Here is a 15834-nt window from a genome sequence, read left to right on the forward strand (position 1 = left end):
CCTCCGAAGATTCAGGCTGCCTTGGCAGCAGGCTCAGTGATGTTGAAGACCTGGCGCAGATAGGCCAGATAGGTCTCGTCGTTGCACAGCGTCTTGCCGGGCGAGTCCGAAATCTTGGCCACGGGCTGGCCGTTGGCATGGGTCAGCTTCATCACGATATTGATCGTGGTCAGTCCCATGTCATTGGTCAATCGCGTGCCTATGCCGAAGCCGCACTGGATGCGATCGGCAAAGCGGTGGTAGAGCGCCAGGGCCGTGTCCAGATCCAGTCCGTCCGAGAACACCAGGCGCTTGCTCTGCGGGGCAATGCGCAGCTGGTCATAGTGGGCAATGGCCTTTTCGCCCCATTCGAAGGGATCGCCGGAGTCATGACGCAGGCCGTCGAACAGCTTGGCAAAGTACATGTCGAAGTCGGCCAGAAAGGCGTCCATGCCCACGGTATCGGTCAGGGCGATACCGAGATCGCCGCGATATTCCTGCACCCAGTCCTCGAGGGCGGCTACCTGGAAGTCGCGCAGGCGCACGCCCAGGGCTTGATAGGTCTGCAGATACTCATGGGCCATGGTGCCGATGGGCACCAGATTCAGATCGCGCGCCAGCAGCACATTGGAGGTGCCCTTGAACCACTGCGCGGTCTCCTGGGCAAAGGCCTGCACCACCTCGCGTTGCCAGGCTCCCGAGAAGCGGCGGCGAACGCCGAAGTCAAACAGCTCGAAGGGGTTGTGCAGCTTGGCCTCGACAGCCAGATGCTTGAGCTGGGCCAGCTTGATCTGCAGGCGCTTGCGGCCTTCGACCAGGGCGGCCTCGGCATCGAAGCGGCGGAAATACAGCTCGTTGACGATGGCCAGCACATAGATCTCGAAGCCCATCACATGGACTTGCGGGCCCTTGGCCACGATATGCAGCCGGTCGCCCTCGGCCCAGGCGCGGATGAAGGCACGCTGGAACTGGAAGATGCGCAGAAAGTCGATGAAGTCGCTTTTCATGAAGCGCAGACCGGCCAGATAGTCCAGCTCGCCCTGGTCAAAGCGCAGACTGCACAGGGCATCCAGCTCGCGCTCCACCTCGGGCAGCAGCTCGGCCAGCGGGAAGGCCGTGGGCGTGCGGCAGACAAATTCGTACTCAGCCTCGGTCTGGGGGTGGCGGTGCAGCATGGCCTGCCACATGGTGAACTTGTAGAGGTCGGTGTCCAGCAGACTGGTGATGATGGGCTTCATGCCGTTCTTCTTTTCAAAAAATATGAGCTGCTGGCGCTTTATCCATAAGTGCTAGCGGCTGATTTGTCTCATAAGCCAAAGCTGGCGCTGGTTTCGCAGCGTACACCGGTTGCACGCATGCGTTGCAGGAAGTCCTGGTGCGCGGCCTCGAATCCGGCGACCGGGCTCATGCAGTCCGTCAGCAGCACGATGCGCGAGTAGTCGCTGCTGCCCCAGTGCTCCACGATGTGCTCGGTGGTGGCGCGCACGCAGTGGCTGCTGGCCTCGCCCGCGATCACCAGTGTGCTGCTCTGGCACAACTGGGCCAGCAAGGCAGTGTTGAGTCCGGTTTCGCCGTCCTGCGGGTCGGGAACCTCGGCGCGAATGGCGCTGTAATGCTCGGTCCAGGGGTTCATGCCCTTGAAGACATGGCGGGTGGCACGATGCTGCAGTTCCTGCCACTGGCGGCAGGCCGCGAGCACGCTGGCATGCATGCCATGGCCCCAGCTGCCGATCTCGCAGTGCAGCGGCCAGACCATCAGGGTGTAGCTGCCTTGGGCCTCCAGCTGATCCAGGTATTGCAGCGTGCGTTCCCGTTCGGCAGCGTTGCGCGGTGCATAGTCGCCGGCACGGACCTGCGCTGCCGTGATCGGGGTGAATGGCAGGACGCAACGGCCATCGCGCTGCTGCCAGAAGGCCGGATGGGCAATGTCATAAGCCTGGTGCGAGTCCAGAGTAATGGTGATCTGGCCCAGCTTGTCTCCCTGGGCTGCCATCCAGCTGCTCAGGCGCTGCATATCGGCATGAGCGCCCGTCACCGCCAGGCGGGGTGCTGTCAGCTGATGAGTGTCTGGTGAGCGGGGGCACCAGTCGGCAGGCAGATCGCAGAAGTCGTTTTGCGGGTCAATGATGAGCAGCTGGGTTTGTGGATGACTCATGGTGTTCAGCTTTCATGCGAGATGCAATGTCTGCAGTCTAAAACACTTAAAATATTTTTGCAACTAAGTATTTTTGAGGTCTTATGAAATAATCAGGCGATAAAAACGAAGTTGGTAAAAAAATGAATCAAAGTGATGAGCGCAGGGAAACGGTGCAGGTCAGCGTGGATGTGGTGCTGCTGACCCTGGTGGAGCAGCAGTTGCATGCCGTGCTGCTGCGTCGTCAGGCCGCGCCTTTTGCCGGGGTGTGGGCATTGCCAGGCGGCTTCATTCATACCGGGGAAGACGCGGACGCCAAGGCCAGTGCGGCGCGCGTGCTCAGAACCAAGGTGGGCATAGAAGGTGCCTATCTTGAGCAGTTGGCTACTTTCAGCGGCCCGGCACGCGATCCGCGCGGCTGGTCGGTGGCAATCGCCTATTGCGCTCTGCTGCCCGTGCAGAACCTGCCGCCCGATCGTGCCGACATCAGCGTGGTGCCGCTCTCGGCCCTGCCGCAGCTGCCGTTCGATCATCGCGCCATTCTGGATGCTGCCCTGGAGCGAGTGCGCAGCAAAAGCCTGTATTCCTCCTTGCCCGTTCACCTGTGTGGCGAAACCTTCACGCTGCCGCAGCTGCAGCAGGTCTATGAAAACATTCTGGGCGAGCCGCTGAACAAGGTCAGCTTCAGGCGCAAGATGGATGAGATGGACTGGCTGGAGCCTGTGCCTGGGGCCATGCAGGGTGGCGGAGCGCACCGGCCTGCCCAGCTTTACCGGGCCAAACCCGGCTTCAGCCAGACGCTGGCGCTGACTGCCCGGGGGCTTTGAGGCCGTTCCGCATGAAAAAATGCCTGCACAAGGCAGGCATTCGGGTTGGCGTTTCGGGTCCGGCCGCGTCGACTAGCTGACTGCGCCAATGCCCAGCAGGGCCAGAATCACGAAGATCACGGCAACGGCAATGAAAATGAAGAACAGGATCTTGGCTATGCCGGCTGCGCCTGCGGCTACGCCGGTGAAGCCGAAAACACCGGCCACCAGGGAAACGATGGCAAAAATAATGGCCCACTTGAGCATCGGAACTCCTTTGTCTGAAGCGATGTCTCAAGACTAAGTCGCCGGACGCAGGCTTGCGGTGCTCATTTGGGGGAAATCCTTGTCGGCTTGATCCGACAACAAAAAAGCCACCGCAATGTGTTGCGATGGCTTCTTGACCAGGCTTGGGGGCTGAGGCCCTCAGATCCTCAGGTCCGCTGCGGGTGTCCGAATCACTTCAGACCTGCAGCGGCACGCAGCAGGGCTGCCTTGTCGGTGCGTTCCCAGGTGAACTCGGGCTCTTCGCGGCCGAAGTGACCATAAGCGGCGGTCTTGCTGTAGATGGGGCGCAGCAGATCCAGCATCTGGATGATGCCCTTGGGGCGCAGGTCGAAATGCGCGGCCACCAGCTTGGCGATTTCCGCATCGGGAATCACGCCTGTGCCTTCGGTGTACACGGTGATGTTCATGGGGCGGGCCACGCCGATGGCGTAAGCAACCTGCACCTGGCACTGGCGCGCCAGACCGGCAGCCACCACGTTCTTGGCCACATAGCGGGCGGCGTAGGCAGCCGAGCGGTCCACCTTGGTTGGATCCTTGCCGGAGAACGCACCGCCGCCATGGGGGCAGGCACCGCCGTAGGTGTCCACAATGATCTTGCGACCGGTCAGGCCGCAGTCGCCCTGAGGTCCGCCCACGACGAAGCGGCCGGTGGGATTGATCAGGTACTTGGTGTCCAGCAGCCACTCGGAGGGCAGCACGGGCTTGATGATCTCTTCGATGATGGCTTCGGTGAACGATGCCTTCATTTTGGTTGCCGTTTCCGACTGATCGGGGCTGTGCTGTGTGGACAGCACCACGGTGTCGATGCTGTGGGGCTTGCCGTCCACATAGCGCAGGGTCACCTGGCTCTTGGCGTCCGGGCGCAAGAAAGGCAGACGGCCGTCCTTGCGCAACTGGGCCTGGCGTTCCATCAGACGGTGTGCGTAATAGATGGGCGCGGGCATCAGCTCGGGCGTTTCGTCGCAGGCGTAGCCGAACATCAGGCCCTGGTCGCCAGCACCGGTATTCAGCTCGTCATCGCTGGCCTTGTCCACGCCCTGGGCGATGTCCTGGCTTTGCTTGTCGTAGGCGACGAGCACCGAGCAACCCTTGTAGTCGATGCCGTATTCGGTGTTGTCGTAGCCGATGCGCTTGATGGTGTCGCGTGCGACCTGGATGTAGTCCACATTCGCACCGGTGGTGATTTCACCGGCCAATACCACCAGACCGGTGTTGGTCAGTGTCTCGGCAGCCACGCGGCTATGCGGGTCTTGGGTGAAAATAGCGTCCAGAATCGCGTCAGAGATCTGGTCGGCAACCTTATCGGGGTGGCCTTCAGAAACCGATTCCGAGGTAAACAGAAAATCGCTGTTCGCCATTGATATAACTCCTTGTTGCTTGGGCAATTGCGTTGCCCGAGCTTCGAAGTCTGGCGAACGCTTTAGCAGTTTTGTTTTTACGTCGCCCTGCAAGTTGCTCTTTAACTCAGCGACCCCGCTATTCTAATGCCTTCCCTGTTTCGACTGTTTGCTGCACTGCCTTTATGGCTATTGCATGGCCTTGGCGCTGCCATGGGGTGGGTGACCTGGGCGCTATCTCCAACCTATCGGCGCCGATTTGCAGCCAATGCCGCACAGGCCGGCTATGCCTTTGCCCAGGTCAGGGCTGCGGTGGGGCATGCGGGGCGCATGGTGTTCGAGATGCCGCGCATCTGGCTGGGTCAGTTGCCGCAATGCGACATGGTCAACGAAGCCGTCGTCGAGCAGGCCTATGCGCGTGGCAAGGGCATTGTGTTTCTCACGCCTCATCTGGGCTGCTTCGAGATGTCCGTGCAGGCCGCGGCGCGACGCTGGTCGGACCGGCACGGCGCAATCACCGTGCTCTACCGCCCCGCACGCCAGGGCTGGCTGGCTCAAATTCTGGAAACCGCGCGCAATCGTCCCGGCGTCCAGGCCGTTCCCACCACCTTGGCGGGCGTGCGTCAGATGATCAAGGCCCTGCGCCAGGGCGCTGCCGTGGGGCTGCTGCCCGATCAGGTTCCGCCCAACGGGCTGGGTATCTGGTCGCCTTTTTTCGGCCGCGATGCGTATACGATGACATTGGCAGCGCGACTGGTGCTGCAAACCGGGGCCACGGTCATCGTGGCGCGGTGCGAGCGCAAGTCCTGGGGGCGGGGCTATACGCTGTATCTAGAGGAATTGCCTGTGCCCGAATCTCAATCGCTGGAAGCCACCGTGGCGCTGATCAACCGCGCCATGGAAACCACCATCCGCCAGTCTCCGCAGCAATACCTGTGGGGCTACGGCCGCTACAAGCAGCCGCGTGAAGACAAGCAACTCTCAGGGGAGAAGGCATGAGTGCCAGCAAGATCGCCATCGGCTGCATGCATTTGCTGGCCAAGCTGCCGCTGCCCCTGCTGCGCGGGCTGGGCAAGGTTGTGGGGCGTGTGCTGTTCGTGGTGGCGGGCCAGCGCCGGCGCATAGCGCTGCGCAACTTCGAGCTGTGCTTTCCCGATGTGCCTGAGGTGCAGCGCAAAGCCTGGGCGAAGGAGTCTTTTGAAGTCTTTTGCCAGACCTTTCTCGACAGAAGTTGGCTGTGGTTCGGCTCCGAGGAGCTGGTGCGCAGCCGTGTCAAGCTGGTCGGAGCCACGCATGAGTTGAAGGGCGATACGCCCACCATCGTCTTCGCGCCGCATTTCTACAGCATGGATGCCGGTGGCCTGGCCCTGCCGCTCAATACCGAGCGCGAGTTCACTTCCATCTTCGCCACCAATCCCGATCCGGATCTGGATCGCTGGTTCATGAATGGCCGCCAGCGCTTCGGCAATGTGAAGATGCTCAACCGTGCAGATGGCGTCAAACCCATCATCCAGTGCCTGCGCAAGGGCGGGCTGCTGTATCTGCTGCCCGATATGGACTACGGCAAGAATGACTCGGTGTTTGTGCCCTTTTTCGCGGTGCAGGACACTGCCACCATTCCCTCGCTTTCGCGCTTTGCGCGCCTGGGCAAGGCCAAGGTGGTGGCGCTTTACAACCGCATGACGCCTGAGGGCTATGTGGCCGAGCTGACGCCGGCCTGGGAGAACTTCCCGACGGACGACCATGTGGCCGACACCGCCCGCATGAACCGTGAGCTGCAGGCCGCCATCATGACCATGGTTCCGCAGTATTACTGGGTGCACAAACGCTTCAAGACGCGCCCGGACGGCGAGCCATCGCTGTACTCCGGGAAATAGGCGCCAAATCGTTCTCCATGCCATGATGGCTGGGCGCCAGAAGCTTTCTTTTCAGGAGCTGCCTGGCGTCTGAAGAAACTCGGTCAGTGCGCGCTGCACGGCCTCGGGCCTCTCATGGACCACCCAGTGGCTGCAGCCCTGGAGATGCTCTATCCCCAGCTGCGGCACCCATTGCTCCAGCCCATGCAGCAAGGCAGGCTGCAGTGCCAGGTCGCTATCCCCCCAGAGAATGCGCACCGGCACAGGAATATGCAGCATTTCATCGGGCAGGCTGAGCTCGCGAATGTCCTGCAGTTCATCGGCGCTGCCGCCGGGGCGGGGCGGCACCAGCGGGCTGGCAGCGTAGAACATGCAGGCGCCATGCACGCCCAGATCCCAATGCTCGCGGTATTGCTGCTTGCGCTCGGGCGTCAGCCATGCGGGCGTGCTGCCGTCGGGGTTCTGAAAGAATCCCAGCATGCGCTGCCAGCCGTTTTCGGCCAGCAGCTCGGGCGCATCGGGCCGGCGCAGGAAATGCATGTACTGGCTGGCGGACTGCTGCACCGGGTTGGACTGCAGCTCCCGCAGGAAGCTGCCCGGATGCGGGGAGTTGAGTATCAGCAGCCGCTCGAGTTGCTGCGGATAGCGGTTGGCCAGGCCCCAGGCTACGGCGCCTCCCCAGTCATGGGCAATCACGCAGGCAGCGCGCTTGTCGGCGCTTTCCAGCGCAATCAGGGCGGCCAGATCCTCCACCAGGTATTTGGCACGGTAGTCGCTGATGGCCGTGGGCTGGCTGGAGCGGCCATAGCCGCGCAGATTGGGGGCCACGCAGCGATAGCGGCTGCCGAATTGCGCAAGCAATGCATCCCAGATGAAGGCGCCTTCGGGAAAACCGTGCAGAAACAGCAACAGGGGCTGACCCGGCTCGCCGCTGACACGACATTCCAGTTCAACCCCTGTGGACAGGGTATGCGTGCAAGTCATGACCATGAAGCTCTCCTTTTTGTAGCTTCTGGCGCTTGCAAGATAAGCGCCTATGGCTGATTTTGCGCAGGCGTCCCGTCAGCGGGCGTCGCTTGGGTGACGGGAGCAGCCTGGGGCATTCCCGCCTGGGGCAAACCTGCCTGGGGCAATCCCTCGGGGTGGCACCAGTGCCACAGCAGTTGGGCCACATCGTCCACGCCCTGCTTTTTGAGGGCGGAGAACAGGCGCACCTCGCCACCGCCCGCATTGAGCTTGGTGATGGACAGAATCTTGGCCTGCTCGGCGCGGGTCAGCTTGTCGGCCTTGGTCAGCACGATGAGAAACTTCAGGCCTTGCTCCACGCGCGGACGGATGGCGTCCAGCAGGGCTTCGTCGAGCTCGGTCAGGCCCAGACGCGGGTCGCACAGCAGCACCACGGCGGACAGGCTTTCGCGGCTCATCAGGTAGCTGAGCATGACGCGCTGCCAGCGCTCTTTGTCGGTGCGGGAGACGGCAGCGTAGCCATAGCCGGGCAAGTCGGCCAGCACCGCATCGGTCACGCCCTGCTTGCCCAGTGCAAACAGATTGATGTGCTGGGTGCGGCCGGGCTTCTTGGAAGCGAAGGCCAGCTGCTTTTGCTGGGTCAGCGTATTGATGGCCGTGGACTTGCCGGCGTTGGAGCGGCCGACGAAGGCAATCTCGGGAACGTCGACCTTGGGTAGCTGGTTGAGCTGGGCCGCGGTCGTGAAAAAGCGTGCGGTGTGCATCCAGCCCATCGCAAGCTTGCTGTCGATCAAAGAAAGTGTTTTTCCGGCAGTGGTATCCGGGGAAGCATGGGTCATGACGGTAACTATTTCAGGGAGGCCCATTGTAGAATTTGATGGATTCGAGCTCTCAACAATAGACCCAGCCCCTTGATATGAAGTTGCTTGCCTCTTTGCTGACTGCTGCCATTTTCGCAGCACCTGCCTTCCCCGCATTTTCTGCGGGAGAAACACCTGTCAAGGCGGATGCTGCCAAAGGGCAAGCCAGTTATGGGGCGGTTTGCGTCGCCTGTCATGCCGCAGACGGCAATTCCACCATTCCTCTGCAGCCCAAGCTGGCAGGCCAGCACCCCGAGTATCTGGTCAAGCAGTTGCGCGAGTTCAAGGACGGCAAGCGCAACGACCCGGTGATGAAGGGCTTTGCCTCCACGCTCAGCGATGGCGATATGCAGAATATCGCGGCCTGGCTGCATACCCAGGCGCCCAAGAACGGCTTCTCCAAGGACAAGGACTCCATCGCCCTGGGTGAGCGCATTTTCCGCGGCGGCATTCAGGAGCGCCAGATTGCCGCCTGCGCGGGTTGCCACAGCCCCAACGGCTCCGGCATTCCGGCCCAGTACCCGCGTCTGTCGGGTCAGCATGCTGAATATACCGTGAAGTCCCTGACGGACTTTCGCGACGGCAAGCGCAGCAATAGCATTCCCATGGCCCAGGTTGCTGCCAAGCTTAATGATCGCGAAATCAAGGCCGTGGCAGACTATATAGCTGGCTTGCGTTAAAAATCCTTTTCACCAGATGCGCGGGTGACTCCGGGAACTTTCAGGCATCTGGCACCCCCCAAGTCAGGCGGGCCCATCGGCTAGTTCAGCAGATGGCCCGCCTTTTTGCGTTCGGCTCTATCTCATCCTCATGTCAGACCTTCCACTTCGCGATCGTGACTCCTCTCGCTCACAGGCAGTGCGCGCGACTCTGGAGTTGCTGGCCTCCATGCGCTTTGCGATTTCACTGCTCACGGTGATCTGCATCGCATCGGTCATCGGCACGGTGCTCAAGCAACATGAACCGCTGGTCAACTATGTCAACCAGTTCGGCCCCTTCTGGGCGCAGCTGTTTCTGGCGCTCAAGCTCAATGCGGTCTACAGCGCCTGGTGGTTTTTGCTGATTCTGACGTTTCTGGTCATCAGCACCTCGCTGTGCGTGAGCCGCCATGCTCCCAAATATCTGGCCGATATCCGCAATTACAAGGAAAACCTCCGCGAACAAAGCCTCAAGGCATTCCACCATCGCGCCGAGGCCGATGTGGCGGGCAGTACCGAAGAGGCGGCCAGGCGCCTCGGCCAGCAACTGGTGTCCGGTGGCTGGAAGGTCAAGATGCAGCAGCGCGACACGGCGGCCGGGCCTGGCACCGGCTGGATGCTGGCTGCCAAGGCCGGTGCGGTCAACAAGCTGGGCTATATTGCCGCGCATTGTGCAATCGTGCTGATCTGCATCGGCGGGCTGTTTGACGGCGACCTCATCGTGCGGGCTCAGATGCTGCTGGGCGGCAAAACGCCTTATACCGGCGGCGGCATGATCTCGGACGTGGCGCCCGAGCACCGTCTGTCCATCAAGAATCCGACCTTCCGCGGCAACCTCATGGTCTCCGAAGGCACGCAGTCCGGAACGGCTATCCTGAATCAATCGGACGGCATCTTGCTGCAAGATCTGCCATTTTCGGTGGAACTGAAGAAATTCATCGTGGAGTACTACTCCACCGGCATGCCCAAGCTGTTTGCCAGCGAGATCGTGATTCATGACCGTGCCACCGGCGAGAAGCTGGAAAAGCGCGTGGAGGTGAACCATCCGGCGAGCTACAAGGGCATCGAGATCTACCAGAGCAGCTTCGATGACGGCGGCTCCAGCGTCAAGCTGCATGCAGTGCCCATGGATGGCGTCTCCCAGCCCTTCGACGTGGAGGGCGTGATCGGCAACTCCACCGAGTTCGTGCGCAAGCTGGCCGATGGCCAGCAGGACAAGGTGACGCTGGAGTACACGGCGCTGCGCACCATCAATGTGGAGAACTTCGGCGGCCAGGACAAGGGCGCCGGCACCGATGTGCGCAAGGTTGATCTGAGGCAGGTCATCGACGAGCGCCTGGGCGCAGCTCACAAGACCACGGACAAGAAGGATTTGCGCAATATCGGCCCCAGCGTGGGCTACAAGCTGCGCGATGCCTCGGGCCAGGCGCGCGAGTTCCAGAATTACATGCTGCCCGTGGACACGGGCGATGGCCAGCCCGTCTTCCTGCTTGGCGTGCGTGAGAACCAGGCCGACCAGATGCGCTATCTGCGCGTGCCTGCCGACCCTGAGGGCACGATGAACACCTTCATGCAGCTGCGCCAGGCGATGCAGAGCAAGACCCAGGCCGAGAAGGCGGCGCGCGCTTATGTTCAGCGGGCGGTCGATGTCTCCAAGCCCGAACTGGCCGAGCCGCTGACGCAGTCCGCGCTCAAGGCGCTGGAGCTGTTCGCCGGTCAGGACAGCAAGCTCAAGGCTCCCGACGGCCGCCAGCTCGGTGGCCTGCAGGCGATATCGGGCTTCATGGACAGCAATGTGCCCGAGGCCGAGCGCGAGCGCGCCGGCGAGGTGCTGGTGCGGATTCTGAACGGCGTGCTGTTCGAGCTGGCCCAGCAGGTGCGCCAGCAGGCGGGACTCAAGCCTTTCGAGAACGACGAGAAGACCCAGGCCTTCATGACGCAATCGGTGTTCTCGCTCAGCGATGCGCAGTTCTACCCGGCGTCCGTGGTCTTCATGCTGCAGGACTTCAAGCAGGTCCAGGCCAGCGTGTTCCAGGTGGCGCGCGCTCCAGGTAAAAACATTGTTTACCTCGGTTGCCTCTTCCTGATCATTGGCGTTTTTGCCATGCTGTACGTGCGTGACCGCCGCATCTGGATCTGGCTGACCCCTGCGAATGGTGGCAGCCATGCGAACATGGCCTTGTCCACCAACCGCAAGACCATGGATGGCGACCGCGAGTTCGCCATGCTGGCCGACAAGCTGATCGGGGCCAAGCCCTTACAAAAGAAGACTCCCGGAGGTTCTGTATGAACACCGCAACCACGACATTGACTTTGAACGAAGGCTATTTCGCCCGCCGCAACTGGTTTGACTGGTTGTTCGCGGTCGTGGTGGCCGTGGGCCTGGGCTATGCGCTGCAGCGCTATGCCGCCTATATGGATGTATATGAGAAGGGCATTTTGCTGGCGACCATCCCGGCCATGATCTGGCTGGGATGGTTCTGGCGCCCGCTGGCGGTGCTGATGCTGAGCGTGGCGGGCTGCTCGCTCCTGGCCATCGGTCTTTATCAGGGAGCGGATGGCGGCGAGCTGGCACGCTCGGAGACCGTCTTCGGCCTGAAGTGCTTCCTCTCCAGCCAGTCCGCCATCCTTTGGATGAGCATGGTGTTCTTCATCAGCACGGCTTTCTACTGGATCGGCGTATTCGCCAAGGGCGAGCGCTCGGTCATGTCGCTGCTGGGTTCGCGCCTGGCCTGGCTGGCCGTCGCGATGGCGCTGATCGGCACCATGGTGCGCTGGTACGAGAGCTATCTGCTGGGCCCGGACATCGGCCATATCCCCGTCAGCAATCTCTACGAAGTATTCGTCATGTTCTGCTGGATGACGGCCATCTTCTATCTGTACTACGAGCAGCATTACGACACGCGTGCCCTGGGCGGCTTTGTGATGCTGGTGGTCAGCGCGGCCGTGGGCTTTCTGCTCTGGTACACGCTGGTGCGCCAGGCCCATGAGATTCAGCCCCTGGTGCCTGCCCTCAAGAGCTGGTGGATGAAGCTGCATGTGCCCGCCAACTTCATCGGCTACGGCACGTTTGCGCTGTCGGCCATGGTGGCGTTCGCCTATCTGATCAAGCAGCAGGCCACCGAGACCAAATGGTACAAGCTTGCGCCGCTGTGGCTGCTGGGCGTGGTCCTGTGCTTCGAGCCCATCGTCTTTCGCAAGGGCGCGACCGAGAACGGCGGCAGCTACTGGATGGTGTACTTCGGCATTTCGGCCCTGATCGTGGCCGGCATCCTGTTCTCGCGCAAGCGCATTGCGGCCCGTCTGCCTTCGTTTGAGATCCTGGACGACGTGATGTACAAGGCCATCGCCGTGGGCTTTGCCTTCTTCACCATCGCCACCGTGCTCGGCGCTCTGTGGGCGGCCGAGGCCTGGGGCGGCTACTGGAGCTGGGACCCCAAGGAAACCTGGGCGCTGATCGTCTGGCTCAACTATGCGGCCTGGCTGCATATGCGCTTGATGAAGGGGCTGCGTGGCACGGTGTCCGCCTGGTGGGCGCTGGCGGGTCTGGCCGTCACCACCTTTGCCTTCCTGGGGGTGAACATGTTTCTGTCGGGCCTGCACAGCTACGGCGAGCTGTAGGCCTCGCACCAGGTACTCCAAAAACAGGAGCTGCTTGCGCTGATTGAATAAGGATTTCAGGTTGAAAACAGTCTGAAATCGTTGATCATCAAGCGCTGGCAGCTCCTTTTTTATTGAAAAATTCGGAGGAACTTTGCTGACGCAGGGGGCTTCCAAATCGCACTACTCTTGATCGTCGTTTGGGAGCATTCCTATGCTGATACGTCACCGCAACCAAGGCTTTGAACATCCACTGGGCAGCGAGATCACGCCTCAGCCCCAATACCTGCAGCGCCGGGACTTTCTGCAGACCCTGGCCATGGGCGCTGCGGGCGCGACCCTGGCAGGCTGGGCCGGCCGTGACGCGCTGGCTGCGACCGATCGCGTGCATCTACCCGCCCTGAAGGGCGTGGCCAGCAAGGTGGCTGGCGCCATGACCGTGGAGGCGGCCACCAGTTACCAGGACGTGACCAGCTACAACAACTACTACGAGTTCGGTCTGGACAAGGACGAGCCCGCACGCAATGCGCACACGCTCAAGACCCGGCCCTGGACGGTGCGCATCGAAGGGCTGGTGCAAAAGCCACAGACCCTGGACATCGACAGCCTGCTCAAGCTCGCGCCCATGGAAGAGCGCATCTACCGCCTGCGCTGCGTGGAGGGCTGGTCCATGGTCATCCCCTGGGTGGGTTACTCGCTGTCCGAACTGCTCAAGAAAGTGCAGCCGCTATCCGGCGCCAAGTATGTGGAATTCGTCACCCTGGCCGACAAGGCCCAGATGCCCGGACTCAGAAGCGGGGTGCTGGACTGGCCCTATACCGAGGGCTTGCGGCTGGATGAGGCCATGCACCCGCTGACACTGCTGGCCTTTGGCATGTATGGCGAGGTTCTGCCCAACCAGAATGGTGCGCCGCTGCGCCTGGTCGTGCCCTGGAAATATGGTTTCAAGAGCGCCAAGTCGCTGGTGGCAATCCGCCTGACCGACAAGCAGCCCGGCACCGCCTGGAACAAGGCGGCACGCAACGAGTACGGCTTTTATTCGAATGTGAATCCCGAGGTCGATCATCCGCGCTGGAGCCAGGCCACCGAGCGGCGCATCGGCGAGGGCGGGCTGTTCGCCAAGCGACGCAAGACCTTGCTGTTCAACGGCTATGGCGATCAGGTGGCGTCGCTGTATGCGGGCATGGATCTGAAGAAGTTCTACTGATGCAGGCCTGGTTGCTCAAGCCCTGGGCCAAGCCACTGGTCTTCACGCTGTGCCTGCTGCCTTGCGCATGGCTGTTCTATGCGGCGTTCACCGACGGGCTGGGGGCGAATCCGGCCGAAGCCCTGCTGCGCAGCACGGGTGACTGGACTCTGCGTTTTCTCTGCATCGTGCTGGCGGTGACGCCGCTGCGCCAGATCAGCGGCTGGAATCTGCTGGTGCGCTGGCGGCGCATGCTGGGCCTGTACGTGTTCTTCTACGCCTGTCTGCACCTGCTTTGCTATGCCTGGTTCGACATGGGGCTGGATTGGGGCGATATCGTGGCCGATATCCCCAAGCGGCCCTTTATCCTGGTGGGTTTCAGCACCTGGCTGCTGCTGCTGGTGCTGGCGGTCACCTCGCCAAAGTTCATGCTCAAGGCCCTGGGCGGCAAGCGCTGGCAGTGGCTGCACCGCGCGGTCTATGTGGCGGTGCCGCTGGCCCTGCTGCATTTCTTCTGGATGCGCGCCGGCAAGAACAATTTTGCAGAGGTGGCGGTCTATGCCGCCATTCTCGGAGCCTTGCTGGGCTGGCGAGTGGTGCGTGCTCTCAGGAGCCGTCAGCCGGCTGCGGTACGCAGCTGACGCGAGACCGGGTCGATCTGCGCCGAAGGAAGCCGGTAGGCATCCTGGTCGAACAGGTCGATGCCGCACTGCAGGCCTTCGAGCCAATTGAACAGATCGCCAATCGCCTGCTTGCCCATGATGGGAGCGCCATGCTGGGGCACGATCATGTCGATGGACAGCTGGCGCGCCATCTGAACCCATAGGCGCAGAATCTTGTTGGAGACCATGTAGCGACGGTGAAAGCCTTCCATGCGTGCAATATGCGGGGCGAGATCGGTGACGGGCTTCCGGGCTTCTGCGCCAGTGGTCAGGGATACGCCCAGGTCGCCCGTGAACAGAATCTTGCTGATCGGGTCGTAGAAGTGGAAGTTGCCCTCGGCATGCAGGAAATGCGCGGGCAGCAGCACCAGTTCGCTATGGCCCAGCGGCAGGCGCCCGCCCGCATCGGGCACCCCGATGACGCGATTTTCCGTCTTGCCCACCTTGGTGAAGTGCGGTGCAAAGCGCTCCCAGATGCGCGATATGACCAGTTGCGCGCGCGTGCTGCTCATCCAGCGGTCCAGCGAGGCAATGATGTCCGGGTCGGCATGCGAGGCAATCAGATAGGCGAGCTTTTGCGGCGGAAAATGCCGCGACATGCCCATGAACAGCTCGTTGAAAGCCAGGTTGCCGCCGGGATCGATGATGGCTCCCGTGCCGTGGTCCACAATCAGGAACTGATTGGCCTGAATGGCCTGGCCGTCCTCCTCGATGAGGTCGGTGAACATCAGGCAGATGTGGTTTTTGTCGCGATAGAGCTCAATGGACATGGCGGTTTGTCAAAGGACAAGATGCCGTCACTCTAGAGAGTAAGTCCGGGCGCCATGTTGACGTGCATCAAGCCTCAGGGCTTGGGCTTGGCATCGGTCTGGGGTATCTCGTCCGCCTCTGTCGGCATGGCTTTCGTTGCGGGTGTTGCTGCGCTGGAGGGCTTGCTGGAAATGCCCAGCGTTTCTGGCAGCGTGGCGCGGCCCTGGGCGGCAGGATCGGTGGGCAGATAGAGCGGGCCTTTTTGTCCACAGGCCGAAAGTGCTGCGAGGGACGCCGCACAAGCCGCAAGGACAATGCTCCTGACTAGAATTTGGTTGGCTTTCAACATGGGCAAATTGTAATGACTGACCTTGAATATCTGGACCGCGCCGACCAACTTCTGCTGGCTGTGGAGAAATGCTGCGACCGCATCGATGACGAAACCGATGCCGACCTTGATGCCCAGCGCGTGGGGGGGATGGTGACACTGGTATTTGCCAATCGCAGCCAGATTGTCATCAACCAGCAAAAGCCCCTGCATGAAATCTGGCTGGCGGCCAAGGCTGGCGGCTTTCACTATCGCTTTGACGAAGACAAGAAGGTCTGGCTCGACACCAAGGGTGCTGGCGAGTTCTTTGCCAACCTGACGCAATACGCGAGCGAGCAGTCGGGCATGGCGCTGGAGTTCAAGGCCCTGGCCTGAGCATTCAGG

At 61.6% G+C, this 15834-nt stretch carries 17 protein-coding genes; 9 read left to right on the plus strand and 8 right to left on the minus strand.

Going from position 1 to position 15834, the window contains the following annotated elements; translation table 11 throughout:
* Positions 1-11: 11 nt before the first annotated feature.
* Both pncB and O987_RS03515 read right to left on the minus strand, forming a co-directional pair.
* Positions 12-1217, minus strand: coding sequence for a nicotinate phosphoribosyltransferase (gene pncB, locus O987_RS03510; RefSeq protein ID WP_043370856.1), 1206 nt, complete (start codon positions 1215-1217; stop codon positions 12-14).
* A gap of 68 nt (positions 1218-1285) precedes the next feature.
* On the minus strand, positions 1286-2134 hold the full coding sequence (locus O987_RS03515) for a cysteine hydrolase (RefSeq protein ID WP_043370858.1): 849 nt from the start codon (positions 2132-2134) through the stop codon (positions 1286-1288).
* A gap of 122 nt (positions 2135-2256) precedes the next feature.
* On the opposite strand from O987_RS03515, the gene O987_RS03520 reads away from it, so the two are divergent.
* Positions 2257-2940 carry an NUDIX hydrolase gene (locus tag O987_RS03520; RefSeq protein ID WP_043370859.1) on the plus strand — a complete coding sequence of 228 codons (684 nt, stop codon included), beginning with the start codon at positions 2257-2259 and terminating at the stop codon, positions 2938-2940.
* A gap of 72 nt (positions 2941-3012) precedes the next feature.
* Here the strand turns inward: O987_RS03520 and O987_RS27695 are convergent, their stop codons facing one another.
* Positions 3013-3186, minus strand: a complete 174-nt coding sequence (locus O987_RS27695) for a DUF1328 domain-containing protein (protein WP_019043022.1) — start codon at positions 3184-3186, stop codon at positions 3013-3015.
* A gap of 191 nt (positions 3187-3377) precedes the next feature.
* Entirely contained in the window at positions 3378-4565 is a 1188-nt protein-coding gene (gene metK, locus O987_RS03530; RefSeq protein ID WP_003061970.1) for a methionine adenosyltransferase, read from the minus strand.
* Between the two features lie 126 nt (positions 4566-4691).
* Here metK and O987_RS03535 point away from each other — a divergent pair, with 126 nt between their 5' ends.
* Together O987_RS03535 and O987_RS03540 are read left to right on the plus strand one after the other, a co-directional pair.
* Positions 4692-5543: a lysophospholipid acyltransferase family protein gene (locus O987_RS03535; RefSeq protein ID WP_080731435.1), complete on the plus strand. Its 852-nt coding sequence runs from the start codon at positions 4692-4694 to the stop codon at positions 5541-5543.
* Positions 5540-6421: a lysophospholipid acyltransferase family protein gene (locus O987_RS03540; RefSeq protein ID WP_043370862.1), complete on the plus strand. Its 882-nt coding sequence runs from the start codon at positions 5540-5542 to the stop codon at positions 6419-6421. Before O987_RS03535 ends, O987_RS03540 begins: the two co-directional genes overlap by 4 nt.
* A 51-nt stretch (positions 6422-6472) precedes the next feature.
* On the opposite strand, the gene O987_RS03545 is transcribed toward O987_RS03540, so the two are convergent.
* On the minus strand, positions 6473-7390 hold the full coding sequence (locus O987_RS03545; RefSeq protein ID WP_043370863.1) for an alpha/beta fold hydrolase: 918 nt from the start codon (positions 7388-7390) through the stop codon (positions 6473-6475).
* 44 nt (positions 7391-7434) lie between these two features.
* Entirely contained in the window at positions 7435-8205 is a 771-nt protein-coding gene (gene yihA / locus O987_RS03550; protein ID WP_050871723.1) for a ribosome biogenesis GTP-binding protein YihA/YsxC, read from the minus strand.
* A 77-nt stretch (positions 8206-8282) separates the two neighbouring features.
* On the opposite strand from yihA, the gene O987_RS03555 reads away from it, so the two are divergent.
* The 5 genes from O987_RS03555 (at position 8283) to O987_RS03575 (ending at position 14351) form a co-directional block, all read left to right on the plus strand.
* A complete protein-coding gene (locus tag O987_RS03555; protein ID WP_019043027.1) occupies positions 8283-8906 on the plus strand; it encodes a c-type cytochrome in 624 nt (207 codons plus the stop codon).
* Positions 8907-9036: 130 nt separating this feature from the next.
* A complete protein-coding gene (locus O987_RS03560) occupies positions 9037-11214 on the plus strand; it encodes a cytochrome c biogenesis protein ResB (protein ID WP_043370864.1) in 2178 nt (725 codons plus the stop codon).
* Positions 11211-12545, plus strand: coding sequence for a c-type cytochrome biogenesis protein CcsB (gene ccsB / locus O987_RS03565; protein WP_043370865.1), 1335 nt, complete (start codon positions 11211-11213; stop codon positions 12543-12545). Before O987_RS03560 ends, ccsB begins: the two co-directional genes overlap by 4 nt.
* Positions 12546-12738: 193 nt before the next feature.
* The gene (gene msrP / locus O987_RS03570; protein WP_003058737.1) at positions 12739-13731 is read left to right on the plus strand and encodes a protein-methionine-sulfoxide reductase catalytic subunit MsrP; all 993 of its coding nucleotides are present in this window, start codon (positions 12739-12741) and stop codon (positions 13729-13731) included.
* Complete coding sequence (locus tag O987_RS03575; protein ID WP_003058735.1) at positions 13731-14351, plus strand: sulfite oxidase heme-binding subunit YedZ; 621 nt, start codon at positions 13731-13733, stop codon at positions 14349-14351. Before msrP ends, O987_RS03575 begins: the two co-directional genes overlap by 1 nt.
* Here the strand turns inward: O987_RS03575 and O987_RS03580 are convergent.
* Positions 14327-15142, minus strand: coding sequence for an MBL fold metallo-hydrolase (locus O987_RS03580; RefSeq protein ID WP_043370867.1), 816 nt, complete (start codon positions 15140-15142; stop codon positions 14327-14329). The two genes, O987_RS03575 and O987_RS03580, sit on opposite strands and share 25 nt — an antisense overlap.
* 74 nt (positions 15143-15216) lie before the next feature.
* Positions 15217-15471: an LPS translocon maturation chaperone LptM gene (gene lptM, locus O987_RS03585; RefSeq protein ID WP_019043030.1), complete on the minus strand. Its 255-nt coding sequence runs from the start codon at positions 15469-15471 to the stop codon at positions 15217-15219.
* 12 nt (positions 15472-15483) lie between these two features.
* Between lptM and cyaY the strand changes: the two genes are divergently transcribed.
* On the plus strand, positions 15484-15825 hold the full coding sequence (cyaY, locus tag O987_RS03590; RefSeq protein ID WP_003058729.1) for an iron donor protein CyaY: 342 nt from the start codon (positions 15484-15486) through the stop codon (positions 15823-15825).
* Positions 15826-15834 lie beyond the last annotated feature (9 nt).

The sequence above is a fragment of the Comamonas testosteroni TK102 genome, from assembly GCF_000739375.1.
Taxonomy (GTDB): domain Bacteria; phylum Pseudomonadota; class Gammaproteobacteria; order Burkholderiales; family Burkholderiaceae_C; genus Comamonas; species Comamonas brasiliensis.